At 54.2% G+C, this 18916-nt stretch carries 20 protein-coding genes, 1 other RNA gene and 1 pseudogene; 17 read left to right on the forward strand and 5 right to left on the reverse strand.

Annotated features, from left to right (window positions below; genetic code table 11):
- The first annotated feature begins 5 nt into the window (after positions 1-5).
- From JJD41_RS07765 to JJD41_RS07830, 14 genes and pseudogenes are all read left to right on the forward strand, one after another.
- Positions 6-530 (forward strand): hypothetical protein, encoded by a 525-nt coding sequence (locus JJD41_RS07765; RefSeq protein ID WP_200665428.1) that lies wholly within the window; start codon positions 6-8, stop codon positions 528-530.
- A gap of 72 nt (positions 531-602) precedes the next feature.
- Complete coding sequence (locus JJD41_RS07770) at positions 603-2369, forward strand: ABC transporter ATP-binding protein (RefSeq protein WP_200665429.1); 1767 nt, start codon at positions 603-605, stop codon at positions 2367-2369.
- 36 nt (positions 2370-2405) lie between these two features.
- On the forward strand, positions 2406-2606 hold the full coding sequence (locus tag JJD41_RS07775; protein ID WP_200665430.1) for a hypothetical protein: 201 nt from the start codon (positions 2406-2408) through the stop codon (positions 2604-2606).
- Positions 2607-2672: 66 nt separating this feature from the next.
- Positions 2673-2777, forward strand: a complete 105-nt coding sequence (petM, locus tag JJD41_RS07780) for a cytochrome b6-f complex subunit PetM (RefSeq protein WP_168569531.1) — start codon at positions 2673-2675, stop codon at positions 2775-2777.
- A 243-nt stretch (positions 2778-3020) separates the two neighbouring features.
- A complete protein-coding gene (locus JJD41_RS07785) occupies positions 3021-3992 on the forward strand; it encodes an SDR family oxidoreductase (RefSeq protein WP_200665431.1) in 972 nt (323 codons plus the stop codon).
- 196 nt (positions 3993-4188) lie between these two features.
- Entirely contained in the window at positions 4189-5106 is a 918-nt protein-coding gene (locus JJD41_RS07790) for an NAD(+) kinase (RefSeq protein ID WP_200665432.1), read from the forward strand.
- Between the two features lie 79 nt (positions 5107-5185).
- A complete protein-coding gene (gene nblR / locus JJD41_RS07795; protein ID WP_200665433.1) occupies positions 5186-5881 on the forward strand; it encodes a response regulator transcription factor NblR in 696 nt (231 codons plus the stop codon).
- Positions 5882-5899: 18 nt separating this feature from the next.
- Positions 5900-6508, forward strand: a complete 609-nt coding sequence (locus tag JJD41_RS07800) for a DUF192 domain-containing protein (RefSeq protein ID WP_370583756.1) — start codon at positions 5900-5902, stop codon at positions 6506-6508.
- A gap of 870 nt (positions 6509-7378) precedes the next feature.
- On the forward strand, positions 7379-7594 hold the full coding sequence (locus tag JJD41_RS07805) for a DUF2949 domain-containing protein (protein ID WP_168569536.1): 216 nt from the start codon (positions 7379-7381) through the stop codon (positions 7592-7594).
- A gap of 307 nt (positions 7595-7901) precedes the next feature.
- Positions 7902-8051 (forward strand): hypothetical protein, encoded by a 150-nt coding sequence (locus tag JJD41_RS07810; protein WP_200665434.1) that lies wholly within the window; start codon positions 7902-7904, stop codon positions 8049-8051.
- A 35-nt stretch (positions 8052-8086) separates the two neighbouring features.
- A complete protein-coding gene (locus JJD41_RS07815) occupies positions 8087-9268 on the forward strand; it encodes a 5-(carboxyamino)imidazole ribonucleotide synthase (RefSeq protein WP_200665435.1) in 1182 nt (393 codons plus the stop codon).
- A 239-nt stretch (positions 9269-9507) separates the two neighbouring features.
- Positions 9508-9692: non-coding RNA, 6S RNA (ssrS, locus tag JJD41_RS07820), on the forward strand.
- A 200-nt stretch (positions 9693-9892) separates the two neighbouring features.
- Positions 9893-10288, forward strand: a pseudogene (locus tag JJD41_RS07825) (RNA-guided endonuclease InsQ/TnpB family protein); the annotation flags it as partial.
- Positions 10289-10528: 240 nt separating this feature from the next.
- Positions 10529-10876 (forward strand): hypothetical protein, encoded by a 348-nt coding sequence (locus JJD41_RS07830; protein ID WP_168569538.1) that lies wholly within the window; start codon positions 10529-10531, stop codon positions 10874-10876.
- Positions 10877-11055: 179 nt separating this feature from the next.
- Here the strand turns inward: JJD41_RS07830 and JJD41_RS07835 are convergent, their stop codons facing one another.
- Together JJD41_RS07835 and JJD41_RS07840 are read right to left on the reverse strand one after the other, a co-directional pair.
- Positions 11056-13455 carry a heavy metal translocating P-type ATPase gene (locus JJD41_RS07835; RefSeq protein WP_200665436.1) on the reverse strand — a complete coding sequence of 800 codons (2400 nt, stop codon included), beginning with the start codon at positions 13453-13455 and terminating at the stop codon, positions 11056-11058.
- A 395-nt stretch (positions 13456-13850) separates the two neighbouring features.
- Positions 13851-15389: a glycosyltransferase gene (locus JJD41_RS07840; protein ID WP_200665437.1), complete on the reverse strand. Its 1539-nt coding sequence runs from the start codon at positions 15387-15389 to the stop codon at positions 13851-13853.
- 223 nt (positions 15390-15612) lie between these two features.
- On the opposite strand from JJD41_RS07840, the gene JJD41_RS07845 reads away from it, so the two are divergent.
- On the forward strand, positions 15613-15996 hold the full coding sequence (locus JJD41_RS07845; RefSeq protein ID WP_168569541.1) for a DUF4346 domain-containing protein: 384 nt from the start codon (positions 15613-15615) through the stop codon (positions 15994-15996).
- 77 nt (positions 15997-16073) lie between these two features.
- On the opposite strand, the gene psb32 is transcribed toward JJD41_RS07845, so the two are convergent.
- Complete coding sequence (gene psb32, locus JJD41_RS07850) at positions 16074-16802, reverse strand: photosystem II repair protein Psb32 (protein ID WP_200665438.1); 729 nt, start codon at positions 16800-16802, stop codon at positions 16074-16076.
- Between the two features lie 169 nt (positions 16803-16971).
- On the opposite strand from psb32, the gene JJD41_RS07855 reads away from it, so the two are divergent.
- A complete protein-coding gene (locus JJD41_RS07855) occupies positions 16972-17145 on the forward strand; it encodes a hypothetical protein (protein ID WP_200665439.1) in 174 nt (57 codons plus the stop codon).
- 26 nt (positions 17146-17171) lie between these two features.
- Positions 17172-18005, forward strand: a complete 834-nt coding sequence (locus tag JJD41_RS07860) for an SDR family oxidoreductase (protein ID WP_200665440.1) — start codon at positions 17172-17174, stop codon at positions 18003-18005.
- 267 nt (positions 18006-18272) lie between these two features.
- Here JJD41_RS07860 and JJD41_RS07865 read toward each other — a convergent pair whose 3' ends face one another.
- Together JJD41_RS07865 and JJD41_RS07870 are read right to left on the reverse strand one after the other, a co-directional pair.
- Entirely contained in the window at positions 18273-18491 is a 219-nt protein-coding gene (locus JJD41_RS07865) for a hypothetical protein (protein ID WP_168567316.1), read from the reverse strand.
- A gap of 140 nt (positions 18492-18631) precedes the next feature.
- The gene (locus JJD41_RS07870) at positions 18632-18856 is read right to left on the reverse strand and encodes a hypothetical protein (protein WP_168571874.1); all 225 of its coding nucleotides are present in this window, start codon (positions 18854-18856) and stop codon (positions 18632-18634) included.
- Positions 18857-18916: the final 60 nt, after the last annotated feature.

The following is an 18916-nucleotide window of genomic DNA, read 5'->3' on the forward strand; positions in this document are numbered from 1 at the left end:
ACGCAATGAATTCTTCAAATCGAAAACTATTCGGCGCGATCGCCTTAACTTTTGCTTTAAGTTTGGCGAGTTGTCAGCCTCCATCCACACCGGATACCCCGGAAGATATTCCGGAACCTCAAGTTTCGCCTAATCCTGCTAGCAATGGATTGTCAACGATGCCCGACGGTAACTATTTTTACGGCGAAACTGACAATCCGCAAGCCCCCGGACAACAATATCTCATTTTTGAAAAAAGCGGTTCCCAAATTGTCGGACAACTTTACAGATTTGGTACGGATAGCAGTAGCTGCTTCCAAGGAAAAGCGGGCAGCGATCGCATTGATGACGTCACCAATGCTTATTTTAACAGCGAACTTATGGGAAATTTAGAAGAAGGTCAAAACCCCTGGATTGTCGAAAAAGGAGAACCGATCGCCCTCGATCCTTTTGTAGAAATCGGCATCAGTGAAGCCCCGGATTTTGCCGTACAACAAATTGACGAATGCCGCAAAATCTTACAAGAAAATCAAATCGGTCAATCATCATAAAAATAAGTGATTTTAAGGACAATTCTGAGTTATTTTCGTTCAAACTCCATCATCTAAACTCTAAAACTCAACATGACCGTGCATCCCCTCCAACGCTTGCTCGCTTACGGACGCGATTATCGCGTGCGAATTGGGCAAGCGATCGCCTGTTCTATTCTTAACAAACTTTTCGATCTCGCTCCTCCTGCGTTAATTGGTGCGGCGGTCGATGTCGTCGTCCGTCAGGAAGACTCGTTAATCGCACAGCTAGGCGTGAGAGATATTTTTTCGCAATTAGTCGTTTTGGCGATTCTTACTTTTGTGACTTGGGGATTGGAATCGCTGTTTCAGTATGCCTACGATCGCCTCTGGCGCAACCTCGCCCAAACCTTCGAGCATGACTTGCGCCTCGACGCCTACAACCACCTGCAAAACCTGGAAATGGCGTACTTCGAGGAACGTTCTACCGGGGGATTGATGTCGATTCTCAGCGACGATATCAACCAACTCGAACGGTTTCTCGATGTCGGTGCCAACGATATTTTACAAGTGTCTACGACCGTGTTGGTCGTCGGGGCAACTTTTATCGTTCTCGCACCGAGTGTATCTTGGGCGGCGATCGTTCCCATCCCGATTATCGTGGCCGGATCGATCTCCTTTCAACGCACCCTCGCGCCGCGCTATGCTGAAGTGCGAGAGAAAGTAAGTCTTCTCAACGGCCAACTGGCGAACAATTTAAGCGGCATCGCGACGATCAAAAGCTTTACGGCGGAAGCTTACGAAGCCAAGCGGATCGAACGCTACAGCAATGACTACCGACAAAGTAACGGTCGGGCGATCGCCCTGTCTGCGGCTTTCGTGCCCTTGATTCGCTTTGTGATTATCGTCGGTTTTACCGGGATTCTCCTTTTTGGCGGCATGGCAGCCGTAGAAGGGACGCTGGCGGTGGGAACCTATAGCCTGCTGGTGTTTCTCACTCAACGCTTGTTGTGGCCGCTCACGCGCTTGGGTCAAACCTTAGATTTGTATCAACGGGCGATGGCGTCGGTGACGCGGGTGATGAATTTATTGGATACGGAGATTGCCATCCATCCGGGCGATCGCCCCTTACCCGTCGAGTCGATTAAAGGTGAGATCGAATTTAAAGAGGTCACCTTCGCCTACCACGATCGCGCCCCGGTCGTCGAAAACCTGTCCTTCCAGGTTCGTGCAGGTCAAACGATCGCCATTGTCGGGGCCACCGGGTCGGGGAAAAGTACGTTAGTCAAGCTCTTACTGCGGCTTTACGAAGTGCGATCGGGACGAATTACCCTCGACGGGATCGACATCCAGCAGTTGCAATTGCAGGATTTGCGCCGCGCGATCGCCCTCGTCAGTCAGGACGTGTTTTTATTTCACGGAACTGTCGCCGAAAATATCGCTTACGGCAACTTCGACGCCAATCGCGAGCAAATCGTAGCGGCGGCGACGATCGCGGAAGCCCACGAGTTTGTCTCCCAACTGCCCCAGGGGTACGATACGATCGTCGGCGAACGGGGCCAAAAGCTCTCCGGAGGACAGCGCCAACGGATCGCGATCGCCCGCGCCATTTTGAAAGATCCGCCGATTTTGATTCTCGACGAGGCGACCTCGGCGGTAGACAACGAAACCGAAGCGGCGATCGCGCGATCGCTCGATCGCATCATCCAAAATCGCACCACGATCGCGATCGCCCACCGTCTCTCGACCATTCGCCACGCCGATCGCATCTACGTCATGGAACGCGGGCGGTTGGTGGAATGGGGAACCCACGACGAACTACTCGATCGCCCCGGTATTTACGCAAACTTGTGGCGAGTGCAAACCGGAGTTAAAGTTTGACATCCTCACCGTCCTTCCAGAGCGGTGAGGATGTCAATGACCCGTTTGAAAGCAATTGGGAGGGCGATCGGCCAACAGGCGGAATTTGCAGAGAAATATGAGCCGAACACGACTCAATTGTTGGGTATTGGCTCCGAACGGATCGATCGACGAACCGGAGTTAGGTTTCTCGATTGCGCGCTAGAAGAGGCGCGCCAAACTGGTTTACAATTCGGGTTGCGACGGTGTAACTGCTGACTGGTTCGTCCGGTCGGGTATGGAATCGCACCCTCGATTTGTCATTCATAGAGGAGAGATTGGCTGATGGCTGGTGAAATTTTTAATGCAGCGTTTTTATCTTTTTCCCTGATTCTCGTGGGATTGGCTCTCGGCTTCTTGTTGCTCAAAGTGCAAGGCGCCGAGGAGTAGACCGCTCCCGATTGGCGCCCGGATGGCTGGCATCGGGGCGCAAAAAAACAGCGCTGCACCTCGCGATCGCAAGGGGTTGCAGCGCTGTTGTCGTTGGAGGGGCGATCGCCCGATCGAATTTATATATACTATATAAAACACAAAGTTTGCTTAAATTCTCAGCAAAACTGGGCAAAACGAGGGGAAAAAGGAACGATTTCTGATAAAATTTCATAAAAGTTAAAATTTCGTCATTAATCCTGAATGAGTTTATTGGTTGTCGGTGCTACGGGTACGCTCGGCAGACAAGTCGTGCGGCGCGCCCTAGATGAGGGCTACTCGGTGCGCTGTTTAGTCAGAAGTTATAAGAGAGCGGCCTTTTTGAAAGAATGGGGCGCCGAATTAGTACGCGGAAACTTGTGCGAACCGGAAACCCTACCTCCAGCGCTCGAAGGGGTCACGGCGATTATCGACGCAGCGACCGCCCGAGCGACGGATTCCTTGAGCATTCGCGATGTGGACTGGGAAGGTAAGGTCGCCCTCATCCAAGCGGCGAAAGCGGCGAATGTCGATCGCTATGTCTTCTTCTCGATCCTGGATGCGGACCGCTATCCCCAAGTCCCGCTCATGGAAATCAAGCGATGTACGGAACTGTTTCTCGCCGAATCGGGGCTCAACTATACGATTTTGAAACTGGCGGGATTCATGCAAGGGTTGATCGGTCAGTACGCGATCCCGATTTTAGAAAATCAATCGGTCTGGATTACCGGACAGAGCGCGCCGATCGCCTATATGAACACCCAAGATATCGCCAAATTTGCGGTGCAGGCTCTAAAAGTACCGGAAACGGAGGACAAAACCTTCCCCGTCGTCGGCGATCGCCCCTGGTCGTCCGAAGAAATCATCAAACTCTGCGAGCGCCTGTCCGGTCAACGGGCAAAAATCACCCGTATTCCCCTCGGACTGTTGCGGGCGGTTCGCCGCCTGACGCGCTTTTTCCAATGGGGCTGGAATGTGTCCGATCGCCTCGCCTTTGCCGAAGTCCTGGCGACGGGCAAACCCCTAACCAGCTCGATGGAAGGAGTGTACGAAGCCTTCGGTCTCGACCCCAACGACACCACCACCCTCGAAAGCTACCTGCAAGAATATTTCAGTCGCATCCTCAAAAAACTCAAAGAGCTCGATTACGACAGCGATCGCGCCAAGAAACAGCCGAAACGCCGCAATCCCTTTTGAGGTCAGCCTCAGATCGCCACGCCAGAGCTTTCTGGTACAATTAAACCCGGTCGGCGCTTGCCCGTCCGACCGAGTTTAATTCCAACCTTTTTCATTGGCTTATTGCCAAAGCGCGCGTATCTCATCTAGGTCGCTGGCGCCAATCAGTCAACGCCGCGATCGTGAAAAAATCACTTTAAATTGGACTTGTTCGCTTGTGCCGAAAACAGGCATTATCTACAACGACATTAAACCAATCGCTTGTCGGATCGCCCACGAGTGGAAAGACAAACTGACCGCCCGAGGGTGGGACGTGGAAATGGCGACGGGGATGGGTGGACTGTTAGGCTATTCCGGTCCGGAAAAACCGATCTGTCACACGCCCATCGAACGCCTGACCCCTCGCGGCTTTGACGAAACCATGAGTTTCGCCCTCGTTTTAGGCGGCGACGGTACGGTACTGTCCGCCTTTCGCCAAGTCGCGACCGCAGGTATTCCCCTGCTGACGGTCAACACCGGACACATGGGGTTCCTCACCGAAACTTACGTCAACCAACTCCCCGAGGCGATCGACAAAGTAATCGCGGGCGAATACGAAATCGAAACCCGCTCGATGCTCACCGTCCGGGTTCTCCGAGATGAAGTGAGTACCTGGGAAGCCCTTTGCCTCAACGAAATGGTCTTGCACCGGGAACCGCTTACGAGCATGTGCCATTTTGAAATCGATATCGGTCGCCACGCGCCTATCGATATCGCCGCCGACGGCATTATCATTTCGACGCCGACGGGTTCGACCGCTTACGCCCTCTCTGCAGGCGGTCCGGTGATTACCCCGGAAGTTCCCGTCTTGCAACTCGTCCCCATTTGTCCTCATTCCCTCGCTTCTCGGGCGTTGGTGTTCGCCAATACAGAACCCGCCACGATTTTTTCCGCCAATCCGGATCCGTTGGTGATGGTGGTGGATGGCAATGCAGGCTGTTACGTGCTGCCCGAAGAACGGGTTTATGTAGAGCGATCGCCCTATACGGCCAATTTTATTCGCTTGCAACCCAACGAATTTTTCCAAGTTTTACGGGAAAAACTCGGTTGGGGACTTCCTCATATCGCCAAACCCGCGTCAGTGGAATTGCCGTGAGGGTCTCCGATGGCGCGGCATTCCCATTCCGTCGTGACGCGATCGCTCCCCTCGTGACTCCCGGCGTCGCAACCCCATCATGAATCCACTTACTCCCGAAGCCAGTCCCTGCGTTCTCCTGATGCAAGCTGACACCGTGTTAGCCGAGCAAATGCGTTTGGATCTCCAAGAAGCGGGCTATCAACCCGTCGTCGTCGGCGATGCCAAAAGCGGTCTGGAACGGGCAAAGGAACTGCAACCCGCCCTCGTGGTCATCGACCGGATGCTCTCGGGAGATTCCGGTCTGGAGGCGTGCAACCAGTTACGGCGCACGGGGAACTGCACTCCAGTGGTGATGTTGATGTCTCGCGATAGCGTCGAAGATCGGGTCGCCTGTTTGGAAGCAGGCGCCGACGATTATTTCCTCAAACCCTATCGCAGCGAACCTTTTCTCGAACTGATCCGCCTTTACTTACAACCGGATCGGTCCGGAAGCGAACAGTTGCGCTTTGGCGATTTGGTTCTGGATTTGTCCTCGCGCACTGCATTACGCAACGGGCGCACGATCGAGCTGACGATGAAGGAATTCGACCTGCTTAAATATTTGATGGAACATCCCCGAGAAGTCCTGACGCGCGATCGAATTCTCGAAAATGTTTGGGGTTACGATTTTATGGGCGAGTCGAACGTGATCGAAGTTTATATTCGTTATTTGCGTCTGAAAATGGAAGATGACGGTCAAAAACGGTTGATTCAAACCGTTAGAGGGGTCGGTTACGTGTTGCGAGAACCGTAAGGGAGGAGGTCGGTGGTGGTGTTGAAGTGGCTCAAGTCCCGTTTTTCCGAGGAAGTTGGCGGCGATCGCCCGATCGCCTTGCTGCAAGCTGTAACGATGGTCCTACTCTCTTTGAATTTGTTCGGCTGCACTCCCCCCGCGACCTCGGGAGAACCGACGCCGGAGCCTCCGGCGCCTTCGCCTTCGGGGGTTCGCACTCCCGCTTTGGGTCAACGGCTGCCGATCGAAGCGACATTGAAGGTCGGCGAGGTGGAAATCGAACTCGAAGTGGCGCGATCGCCCGCCCAAAAGGCGATCGGCTTGATGCATCGCGACCGTCTCGACCCCAATCGCGGCATGTTGTTTCCTTTCGACCCTCCCCAACCCGTAACCTTTTGGATGAAAAATGTCTCGATTCCGTTAGATATGCTGTTTTTGCGCGACGGTCGAGTGCAGGCGATCGGCGCCAATATCCCCCCTTGTACTGAAGACCCTTGTCCCACTTACGGTCCGCCCCCGGAAATTCTCATCGATAACGTCATCGAGTTACCCGGCGGTCGCGCCGCCGAACTCGGGATTCGCGAAGGAGATCGCCTCACCGTCGAATGGCTCGATCGCTCCCTCTCCCCCACTGATGATTCACCTTGACAATTCCTTTACAAAACTTATTGAAATTACTTTAAAATAAGAATGTTTACGTCTGTACAAGATCGTAGCGCTTTGTTAAGCTGTCTATCTTAGTGGCCTTTGCTCAGAGAAAATTGTCACGACAATTTAGCTCTCGAAAACCTCATCTTGAGGTCGAAAAAGCGAAGGCCAAACACACGAGCGTCAAAGAATCCAAAACCTCTGGCGAACACCTTTGTAGGGTTAAATCCTCCTCGCGATCGAGGGCTACAAAGCACCTAATTTTTAAAGTGTGTGAGAGAGGGGTTCGGCCCCGCGTCCGACCCTTGAGGTTCGACCTCGTCGAAAGCCAAATAGGCTCTCAACTTCGAGGGATTCCGACGACGGGAGATCGCGCTTCAGTAGAAAAGCTGATTCAGCCGAACCCAAACCAACAGGAAAATCTGTAAATCTGCGGATGCACTTGCTTGAAGAAAGTGCTGCAGTAGTAATGTGTGGTCTCGTTACTTCGCTTCCTCCGGGCGAACTGACGAACCGGACGAAGTCGAGAACGGCACGCTCCACCGCGATCGCGAAGTTGTAAGGCTGAAGGAACGGCAAAGCTAGCCCGAACAGCTCGATAAGGCAAACTTTGCAGGCCGCAAGCGACTTCCATCTCGCTCGGATCCGGCGATCGCCAGGGGTTCACCGCGAAACCAACCTCGTTCTCCCCGCCTCCGGCGTTCCCCAGAACGCTCCCGGGCGAGGAACTGAAACCCCCTCGCCACTCTCGCTACGACCCCGTACCCGATCGAGTGGACGGATCGAACAGTGGCTACACCCCATCCAGTTAACCCAACTGGAAATGACAAAATTTGGAGGTCAACCGAATCGGGAGGCAAATAAAGCTCAATGGCACCGACAACTTATTCTAAATTTATCGAATTTCTACAAGACGATTTGGCGATTTCCGCGTCGGCGATCGCCTTTGCCGAACGCATCTGTCACGATTTTACCCTGCGCTATCGGGAAAAAGATCCGACTCCCTTGCCGATGGTTCTTTGGCAATACGGTTTAGTCACCATCGAACAACTCGATCGCATTTTTGATTGGCTCGAAACCGCTTGAAATTCGATCGCTTGACTCCTCTAAAATCGATTGACCGATCGGCAAAGTTTTAGGAGTATTCATTCGATGGATTTTTCAATGCAGTCATGGTTACCTTGTCTCACCGGAATCACGATCGCCAACGACAAAAGCGGGCCGATTCATTCGCCCGCTTGCTCGTTCTGTTAGGGCGCGAGACCGCTCCGACGTCGCTAAGCGCAAAGCGCGAAGCCATGGCTCAGGCTAGAGCGATGCCGTAGGCTATACGCGAACGCCGCTCGAAAAGACGATTAAGATCGGCGTCGTTGACGCCCTAACCTTTAAAGCTTTGAATTCCCCATCCATATGCCCCATCCGACTCGCTGGCGATCGCCGCAACCGTTATCCTCTTCAACCTCAAAGTCGCGCGATCGATCGCACTGCCCCCGTCGAGATTGCCCCCGCACGCCGGGAACTAGCCAGTGCCGCCGAGGCGTGAAAAACTGAAAGATGGGAATGTAGTCGTGAAATCAGATGGATCGAACAACAGCAATCGAACGGGTCGGCGCGATCGGCGGCGGACAGCTTGCTTGGATGATGGCCAGTGCCACCCGAGGGTTGGGCCTCCAACTGGCCGTTCAAACCCCTAAAGCCACCGACCCGGCAGCCCCAGACGCCGCCGAAGTCATCTTAGCTGCAGTGGATGACGCCGAAGCGACCGCCCGACTGGCCGCATCTTGTCAAGTGATTACCTTCGAGAACGAATTTGTCGATTTGCCTGCCTTATCCCGACTGGAAGCGCGAGGGGTTTGCTTCCGTCCGGCATTATCGGTCCTGGCGCCTCTGCTGGATAAATACCAGCAGCGCTGCCATCTTCAGAAAATGGGGTTGCCCGTTCCCGCCTTTATGGTCTTAGACACGGACCCTAAAGAACCCGGAGCGATCGCCACTCCCGCCGAAAATCCCCTGGGCTGGCCCGCCGTCATCAAAGCCCGCCGTCACGGCTACGACGGACAGGGAACCGCGATCGCCGCCGACGCCGCCGCCTTAGACCGAATATGGCATCAGTGGGGGCGTCCCTCCGTCGTACTCGAACAATTCGTCCCCTTCGAGCGCGAATTAGCCGTCGTCGCCGCCCGCAATCCCTCCGGGGAGATCGCCATTTATCCCGTGGTCGAAACCCAACAAGAACGGCAAGTTTGCCGTCGGGTTCTCATTCCCGGGGATTTGAGCGAAGCCGTCACCCGCCAGTGCGAGGCGATCGCCCGTCAACTGCTCGAAAGCTTAGACGCCGTGGGCGTTTTCGGAATCGAGCTGTTCCTCGAACCCAACGGCCAAGTGTCGGTCAACGAAATTGCACCGCGCACCCACAATTCCGGGCATTTAACCATTGACGCCTGCGAAACCTCCCAATTCGAGCAACACTTGCGAGCCGTGTGCGATCGCCCCTTGGGGTCTACCGCCTTGACCGGAGTCGGCGCGGTCATGGTCAACTTACTCGGCTACGAAGATTCCCAAAGCGACTACGCCGAGAAACGCCGACAACTCGCCGCCGTCGAAGGTGCCCGCGTCTACTGGTATGGCAAAAGTCAATCCCGTCCGGGCCGGAAATTAGGACACGTCACCGTTGTCCTGACAGATACGCCCTCCCCATCCTTACGAGAGCAGAGTTTGGCGATCGCCCGCCAACTCGAATCGATCTGGTACCCGAGTTGAACTCGAGAATATCACCCCTTCGACCCTTGCCTATTGGGGGTTGGGCAAACATTGATCTGTCCCTAAAGCTTGTGTTAAACTCAGGTCGTAACCCAGGAACTCTGGGGAACGGAAACCGCCTGTCAAGTCGGGCTATCGAAGGTCTACGACCTCGATAAGTGGCGTGGGACAGGAAAGCTCGATCGCGAGGTCGGGAAACCCGTGCCGTACCCCTCGGGTCGGCGTCGGGAGGATGTCACGTTCTACTGCAACGTTGGTGACTGCCAATATTGTTTTGCGATCTATAGCTTTATGTAAAAGGGAACCGATAAAGCTCGGACGGCAGTAAACCGAGCCTGGTACTCGGAAACTTCAAGTCCAGAGCATTGGTCCCCACCTGGTTTTCCAGGTCGAAAACTGCGGCAAGACGGCGTTGCGGGGAACCGCATCCGATTCAATGAATCGATTGAATTTCCCTTGGCAATTCGACAAGGGTTAAAAACAGGGTTTAAATTTCTACCTAAAGTTTCCTGAACTTACTCATTTTTTATGCTCAAATAAAAATTTGAGTAAGTTTAGAATCGCCGAAGCCACAAAAATCGCGGATTCACCATCTCCATTGTTTTCTGCTAGTCTTTAACGCAACTCAAGTTAGCTAAAGCCCACCGACGCATCGCGAATATTAGAGCGAACCATTTACACAAGTTAACAACTTACTTAGCCAAAAACCACGGTGAAGTAAAAATCGAAGACTTAAATGTGTCAGGGATGCTCAAAAATCACAAGCTGGCTGGTGCGATTGCGGATGGTGGGTTTGATGAGTTCCGTCGTCAGCTTGAGTATAAATGCGAGTGGTATGGGAGCAAATTAACGCTGATTGACCCGTGGTATCCCAGTGCGCAGATCTGTTCCAACTGCGGACACCAACAAAAAATGCCCCTGGACAAAAGACAGTATGACTGTCCGAACTGTCACGTCTCCATAGATCGTGACTTCAATGCGGCAATTAATGTAGAAAATGCGGAGAGCTCAGCCGTGTAAGCCTAGTGATGGAAAGGTCTCGGAAGATCCAAGCTAGGAACTAAACATCAAATGATTAAGTTTGAGTAAGTTTTAGAGAGCGGAAATTTTCAGTTTCTGGGGAAATCAAGATCGACTGGGCGCGCTGACGCTGCTCGAAGCGTCCGAGGCTCGAACCCCGTCCCCAGACATCATCCCGAAGTTTCACAGAAGGTTCGGTATGATGATGAGGATATTGATGTCAAGTCCCCGGAGTTGCCTATGGCTCGCTACACTGGCTTATTTATTGTTGCCGTCTCTCCCGATCTCCTCCGGCAATCGCTCATCGAGATCTTGCAAGAGTGCCATTTAGATGTCATCTACGATACGGGGGATTACATCATGGCCAGAGAAATCCCCGGCGAAGTCCCGTTTGGCAAGTTAGTGACCGTCGAAGTCTTGATCGATAGACCGATGGACACCCCGGACGAAGTGCGGATGAATTTCGTGATGAAAAACGAAGAATTGCCCTTGCAATTAGACAATCATTGTCGGCAAATGTTTGACAGCTTATCCGAGGCGATCGCCGAATCCAACGAGTGGCAGTTGCTCGAAACGGCTGCCGGATAACCCCCCGACGGCGAACCCCGACCGTGGGTTCGACCCGTTCCCCGGCGGGGATCGACCCAAGCATTCAGGATGTCCCTACAATCTCAACCACCTGAATGCTTTTCGATCGCGATACGCCTAACTCCTAACTCCTTCGGAGTCGCTTCGCTAAGGTCGTCGCTAAGCGCAAGGCGCACGCTTCACGAACGCCAATAACGCAAGAGTAAAGAGTTCGTCACCACACTCACCGAACTGAACGCCATCAACGCCGCCGCCGCCGACGGACCGAGGAGAATCCCGAAACTCGGCAGCAAAACTCCGGCGGCGATCGGAATGCCGATCGCGTTATACCCGAAGGCCCAGACCAAGTTTTGACGAATTTTGGCAAAGGTCGCCCGACTCAGTTGGATCGATTCGATGACATCACCGAGGTCGTCGCGCACTAATACGATCCCCGCCGTTTCGACTGCCACCTCGGTGCCACTGTGCAAGGCGATTCCGACATCGGCGCGCGCTAAAGCGGGGGCGTCGTTAATACCGTCCCCAACCATGGCCACCCGTCGTCCGTTTCCTTGGACTCGGGCGATCGCCTCCGCTTTTTCACCGGGGCGCACCCCGGCAAAAATGCACTCCGGCGGGATCGCCAACTCTGAGGCGATCGCCCGCGCCGTTTCCGGACGATCGCCCGTCAGTAACATCACTTGCAAGCCCAAAGCACGGCAACGGTCTACCGTGGAACGCGCCTCGTCGCGCAGGCGATCGCGCGCCGCCATCAGTCCGAGAAAATCGCGATCGCCCGCGATCGCCACCACCGTTTTGCCCTCATTCGCCAGTTTTGCAGCGCGAGCGCGCCATTCCTCGGGAATCTCGACCCCGTGGCGTTCCAGCCACTCCCCCGTCCCGAGACACACCGTCACCCCGTCATTCGCGAAGCGTCTCCCCAGGAGAATCGTCGCTCTGACGCCGGATCCGGCTTCGGTGTGAAAGTCCGCCGCCGGGAGCAAGCTCAAATCCCGTTCTCGCGCCGCGCAGGCGATCGCTTGCGCCAGGGGATGAGTGGTGCCGCTTTCCACCGTGGCGCCCAATTGCAGCAGGGCGCGATCGTCGTACTCCGGTCTCGCACTCAAACAGTCGGTCACCTGCGGTCGTCCGGTCGTCAGCGTCCCCGTTTTATCGAAAATGACCGTATCGACAGTGGCGACTCGTTCGAGGATATCCCCACCTCGCAACAGCAGACCGCGCTCGGCGCCCACCCCCGTCCCGACGAGAATGGCGGTCGGCGTCGCCAATCCCAAAGAACAGGGACAGGCGATGACCAACACCGCGATCGCTAATTTCAAACTCAGCAATAACGGCGAGGTCGAATGAGCCATTGCATGAACGAGATCGCCTCCCATCGCCAGGGGGTAACTCGCCACCGCACTCGGATCGAGAACGTGCGGCCAAATTTGGGTTCCCGCGACCGACCAGAACAAGAAAGTCAGCAGCGCCACCGAGATCACCCCGTAGGTAAAATATCCGGCCACCGTATCCGCCAGTTGCTGAACCGGAGCTTTACGAGTTTGAGCGTCTTCGACCGCCGCCACAATTCGCGCCAGGGTCGTTTCGGCCCCCGTGCGAGTGACGCGCACGAGGATCGCCCCGGATTGGTTGATAGTTCCTCCCGTCACCGGATCGCCGACTTGTTTGAGTACGGGAACCGATTCCCCGGTCAGCATCGACTCGTCCGCCGTGGTTTTACCGATCGCGATTTCTCCGTCGGCGGGAATGGTTTCTCCCGGTAAGACCTGCAGGTATTCGCCGACGCGAACCCGTGCTGCGGGAATGTCGATCGCCGTCTGTCCGATTTCGAGGCGATCGTCGTTTTCCTCCGGAAAGACCAAGCGCGCCGTTCTCGGTTGTAAGGCGACTAGCGATCGCATAGAACGGGCCGCCCGCCGTCGCGCCAGGCTTTCGAGGGTTCGTCCTAGCAGGATAAAACCGAGTAACATCACGGGTTCGTCAAAAAAGCATTCCCAACCGAGGGAGGGGAACCATAAGGCGATACAACTGGCTCCGTAGGCGCTGACGGCGCCCAAGGTGACCAGGCTGTTCATGTTGGGGCGGTTGCGGCGCAAACTCTGCCAGCCGTCGATCGCGATCTCCCGCGCCGGAAAGGCGATCGCCGCCGTCGCCAAGGCCCAGTGAAACCACATGTTACTCAGGGCCTCGAGAATGCCGAGATGTCCCAGTCCCGAGAGCAGGATCGGCACTCCGGCGAGACAAACTCGGGTTACGCCCGCGCGAATTTCCTGGCGTTGGCGTTCGTCTTGAGCGCGGTAGGCATCTTGCAGGTCGTCCCCCTGTCGGATTTGCGTCGGAAACCCGGCTGCGCTGAGCTTGGCGGCCAGTTCGTCGGGGTTGACGCGATCGGGGTCGTATTCCAACGCGGCGACTTCTGTAGCAAAATTAACGCGCACGGAGTGTACACCCGGTTGTCCGGCGAGTTGCCGTTCGACAGCTTTGACGCATCCGGCGCATTTCATCCCGGTGACGTCGAGGGCGATCGTTTGGCTTGGGGTTGGAGTTGGGGCAATCCGGGTTTCTGAAACAGTTGGCATGAGGCTGGAATAACTTTCAATACTAGGGTTAATCGGGGTTCGAGCTCCGAGGCGATCGACCGAGGCTTGTTAATTAATGGAGCTTTGTTTCAGGTCTGTTGAGGGTGGACGCCGGGCGATCTCCCGAGGGAGTTCGGGAACGGGTTCGATCGAATAAGAAATATTGGAGTTGATTTTAAGGGAAATCTTAACTGAATCTCGGGCGTTTCAAGGGGGTCGATTCTCTAGAAAGTCAAAATTTTTGTTAAAGTTCGATCGCGATCGCCATCCACCATCAAATTTACAGTTTACTTTTAGAAATATCTTCTCTCGGGAATAGGAGAATTAGAAAATGACGATTACCTTTTGCCGAGAGAAGAAACAGAGAAGAAACAGAGAAGAAAGGGAAACTATCGTCAAGCGGAATCGGAACGCTGCGTGTCGCGCTTGAGTTCGACCACTCCATCAAAATAGAGTTTACTTAACTCTTCCACAGAAATATCGTTAGCGATTGTCGGATTGCGGAAATAGTCGGGAATCGTTAACACTTTTTGTGGACGACGGGCGCCGGGACTTTCGACAATCTCTTCGATCGATTTGAGATATTCTTGACCCGTACTGTCCCAAGTGTAATGATTGAGGACGAGAGTTTGAGCGCGCGATCGCAGGTCTTGCCAAAGTTGGCGATCGGTCATCACCTCTTCGAGACCTCGGGCAATATCGAGGGGATCGCTCGGATCGACTAAAATCCCGTATTCGTCCTCTTTTTGCTGTAAAATATCGCCAATACCGCTATTTTTAGTCACGACCACGGGCAATCCGGCGGCGGCGGCTTCCAGAGGAGCTAATCCGAACGGTTCGTGCAGGGACGTGAGGGCGAACACCGAGCCGCGATCGGCTAAAAAGCGATAGCAGGCGGCGAGTGCGGCTTGATCCGGTAGAGAAAAAGCGCTAATTTTACCCCAGAGTTTATGTTTCTTAACCACCTTACGAATAGGGGCTAAAACTCGTTCGATTTCATCGTCGGGAGCTTCTTCTTCTAGAGGATTGTCCAACCCGCCTGTAATTAGCACTAAATTGGCGATTTCTTGGAGTTTTTTACTAGAGGCAAAAGCTTCAACTAAACCTTGCAGATTTTTCTTGGGTGCGAGGCGACTGGAGGCCAAAATTGCGGGTAAATCTTGGCGGTCTTCGGCGAGATCGCGCTCGCAGCGATCGAGGATGAGCTGTTGAACTTCATCCTCGTGGGAGGAGCGGACTTCCGCACTAAAAATCTTGGCATAAACCCCGGGATGGATCACGCAGAAGCGGCGGTCTTCATTCGCATCGATCGCCTCTCGATAAGCGCGGTGACTGTACTGCTCGAACCGTTCTTGTTCCGTACTAGTAATATTGACGGCAGAACGGTTCATGCTCAAGCGTTCCGCGATCAGGCGGCGGGTAAAATGGAAATGCCTGTCCATCGATTCGAGATTGTCGGGACTGACATCGAGTTTGTCCATTTTCTGAGCGCCGAGGGAATGTCCGGTGAACGTAAACGGAATCCCAGTTGCGGCTTCGAGTAAGACCCCAGCAAGTCCGCCATCGCCGTAATGAGCCGTCATGGCGTCGGGAAAGCGCCCTTCGTCGCGGTAGAAGGCGAGGATATTCGGCACCCAATCTTTGACCAAGTAGGGCCAAAGGAGTTCTTTACGCAAGAATTTTTTCGGTCCGGCTTTGAGACGGACGATGCGGACATTTTTAATCCCGGGATAGGAATCAAAGCGTTCGCCAAATTCGGGCCAGTCCGCATCGAGGATGCGACGAGTCAGAATATCGACCTGGTGACCTTGAGCGGCGATCGCGATCGCCACTTGTTTGACGTAGACCAGTTGACCTCCGAAGTCCGGATGTTCGGTCCAATAGCTATCAGCCGGGTCAAAATTCCCCTGGGGGTTGAGAAAAGCAATGTGCATGATGGTTAAAAGTGGAGCGAATGTCTAGATATAGAATACGAGTCGGCGACGGGAGATCGATCGCCTGCAATAATGCAAGTTCGGCGATCGGGGGATGGTGAATGCAGCTCGGACTTCTAGACTATTACAAAGAAAGACCTTTTGCCGCTCGATAGTTCTGTCGTGAACATCCCTCGCGAACGCAAAAGTCGATAGTCTAGAAGTTGAAATTCACGAGAGCAATATGAATCCAAATCTTGAAAACATGACCGCTATTGACGAGGAACTGTCGAAACGTCATATCGATCTCGACCCGGGCGGCTATTTCATCATCTACATCGATCGCGACTCAAACTTGATTTGTGCCAAACATTTTACAAATGTTATTAACGATCGAGGGTTGGCCGTCGATCCGGCAACGGGGAAACCGATTCCCGCACGGGGTAAAGTCGAACGTACTGCCGAAACCCTCTTTACAGGCAGAACGGCTAAAGAACTGTGTGTCAAAATTTTTGAGGAACCTCCCCAATGTCCGGTGACGATGCTCGATCACGCCGCATATTTAGGTCGCGAGTTCGTGCGCGCCGAAATCGCCTTAATCAATGGCGATGAATATGTCCAAGACTGAACCGGGAGATTCTCGTGCAAGTCGGGGGATGCCGCCAGATCGAGGGGCGTGCATCGCCCCTTCCCCGAACGGCGGGTTTAATTGCCAAAAGATTGATACCAGTAATAGGTGGCCATCGGGATGACGGTGGCTAACAGTAACAGGACGACGACGATGACGGTGGCACTGCCTTGGTCGGTATCCTCGGCGGAGGTAAAAGTTCCTTCGAGATTGAGTTCGTTATCGACTTCCGGCGGTCCGGGGTCGGGTTGACCGGAAACGACGGCGCTAATGCGATCGCTGGCATCTAAAAAGGCTTGATTGTATTTATTGTCCTGGCGCAAGGGGACTTGGATCGTTTCCGAGGCAATGCTTTCGGCGATCGCTTCGTTGACGGTCTCTCCAACGCCCTCGCCGACGTGGATCGCCGAGTTATTGGTCACTGTATCGACGACGACTAAAATCTGGTTGGCACCTTGTTCGGGGGTGGGAAACCATTTTTCAAAGAGGGCATCGGTAAAACTTTGGGCGGTTTCGCCGTAGTCCAAACGGTGAATGGTCACGAATCGCATTTCGGTGTCCGTGGCGTCGCGCAATTGCTCGGCGGCGCTGGCGAGTTTACCCTCACTCAAGCGACTGAGGACGTTGCCTTCATCGACCACCCAGGTCGGTTCTCCGGGCGCCAGGTTCGGCATTTCATAAATCCCCGTCGCTCGGGCGGCTTCGGGGGCATTCAATACCAGTACGGCGAAGGCGACGATCGCGATCGCCACCCGCGCCAGCCATGCTTTCGAGCGATACCTAGTTTCTACGAGCAACTGTTTCATAAAACAAATTCCACAACGGATAGTTTTCATCTCACGAGGGGTGCCGTGTTGGCGATCGCTCCCTGGAATGGGAATTGACCGACTCTTTGAGTCGATGCGATCGCCTCCCTCGGATCGAGCGACTCTTTTGCCCCTCGAATCGGCAATATAGGAAAATCTTATCAAAATCATGGCGCGGGAAAACCCGGACTTCAGCACGGAGATGCGCCTCATACTGAGGTTCGTCCTCGGGAACTCCGGGAATCGCGATCGCGGCCAGACCGGGCGATCGCCGATAAAATATAACCCGTCGGCCTTGTTGCTCGCTCTGTCGAAAGCAACCAGTACGAGGCAAGGGCATTGAGAAGCGCGTCAGGAGGAACAGAGATTTTGAAGATTGCGATCGTCGGTTGTGGTTATGTCGGGCAAGCGATCGCCCGTTACTGGCGCCAGTACGGCCATCTCGTCACCGTGACCACCACGACTCCGCAACGGGTCGAAGAACTTCAATCCCTCGCCGACCGGGTACTCGTAGTCAAAGGGAACGACCCGACGGCGATGAGAACTGTCCTCGAAGGACAAGAACTCGTCTTGCTCAGTCTCGGCGCCCGCCAACGGGATGCCTATCGAGAAACTTATTTAGAAACGGCTCGAACATTAAGCCCTCTTTTGTCTGGCGAGACTTCGGTCAAACAGGTTATTTATACTGGAAGTTATGCGGTTTACGGCGATCGCCAAGGTCAGTGGGTGGACGAAGACACCCCGGTGGCTCCCGCGAACGAAAATGGTGAAATTCTCGCGGAAACCGAACGGGTCTTATTGGCGGGCGATCGCCAGGATTTGGCCGTCTGTATCTTACGCTTGGGGGGGATTTACGGCCCCGGTCGCGAAATTGCCAAAATTTTTCGCCCCCTCGCCGGAACCACTCGTCCGGGAACGGGTCGGGAAGTCGCCAACTGGATTCATTTAGACGATATTGTCGCCGCGTTGGAGTTCGCCCGCGCCCACCGCTTACGTGGGGTTTATAATTTAGTCAACGACACGCCTTTGGAACAGAAAGAGTTACTCGATCGCCTCTGCGAACTCCACGATCTCGAACCGATCTCATGGGATCCTACGGCGACGGAACGACGACCGTACAACGCCCGCGTCTCGAACCGAAAACTGATCGAAGCCGGGTTTCGTTGCCGGTACCCGCAAACGCGCCTCGATTTAATTCCCTAGCCGCTCTGCATAACAAAACGCGATCGCCACGAACGGCGATCGCGCCGATTGTCAATGTATTGTCCTTCACGTCCCCTTCATTGCCACTTGAGTCAATACCGCCATCGGGGTTATCCGTCCGCCGATCGCATTGGGATGCCCTTGGAAAGCTAACCTTCTCACGGCATCTTTTCCCTGTTGACTCGATCGATATCAAATAGTTTTTTAAATCAATTGGAATTTAAAGCTGCTCAAACAGCCGACCCACAGGTCGCCCGAATGAAACCGTCAAGCAATTTGCAGGGCTTTTTGGCGAGAAGGAGCGCTCGAAATTTCTACAAAAAGTTCCCGACGTTGCACTTCTAAACGTTGTAAGTGCTGGGGGCGGGTTCGGATCATCGCCGCTAAATCGGGCATTTCTTGCCAACAATGGGGGCAGAACAGGTAAACACCACTGTGTCTGGCATGGCGGAGTAATTGACCGGAGCAACAAGGGCAAACGTTCATAGTATCTTAAACCTGATTGACAATTGACAAATGTGAAATGTAAAACTATCCCCAGGCCGTCCGAGTACAACTCGGGAACGATGTGGTCTGGCCTCGAATCCGCATTCGGAGATCGCGAGCGGGCGATCGTCCCACCGGACTCAATTTCGGCGAAGCCGCGCGCTCGACCAATAGAGTTTTTCCAGCCCGACGAGGGCGCCGACGATCGAGAGTTGTACCAACCAAGGAGCGAGGGCAAATCCCCAGATAAAGCAGATAACCGCCGTCAATGCCGCGAGGACAAAAGGCACATCCGCACTGGTTCTTAAATAAATCCAACCGGAACCTAAAGCGATGGAGAGTAAAGTCAGGTAGGCGGCAGGCATATCCCTCAACTCCTGGTCGTAACGTCTGTAGGGGGTGAAGCTCAACTTGCTTCACTCTTG

Origin of the sequence: Oxynema mangrovii CENA135 (assembly GCF_016632315.1) — a bacterium.
Taxonomy (GTDB): domain Bacteria; phylum Cyanobacteriota; class Cyanobacteriia; order Cyanobacteriales; family Laspinemataceae; genus Oxynema; species Oxynema aestuarii.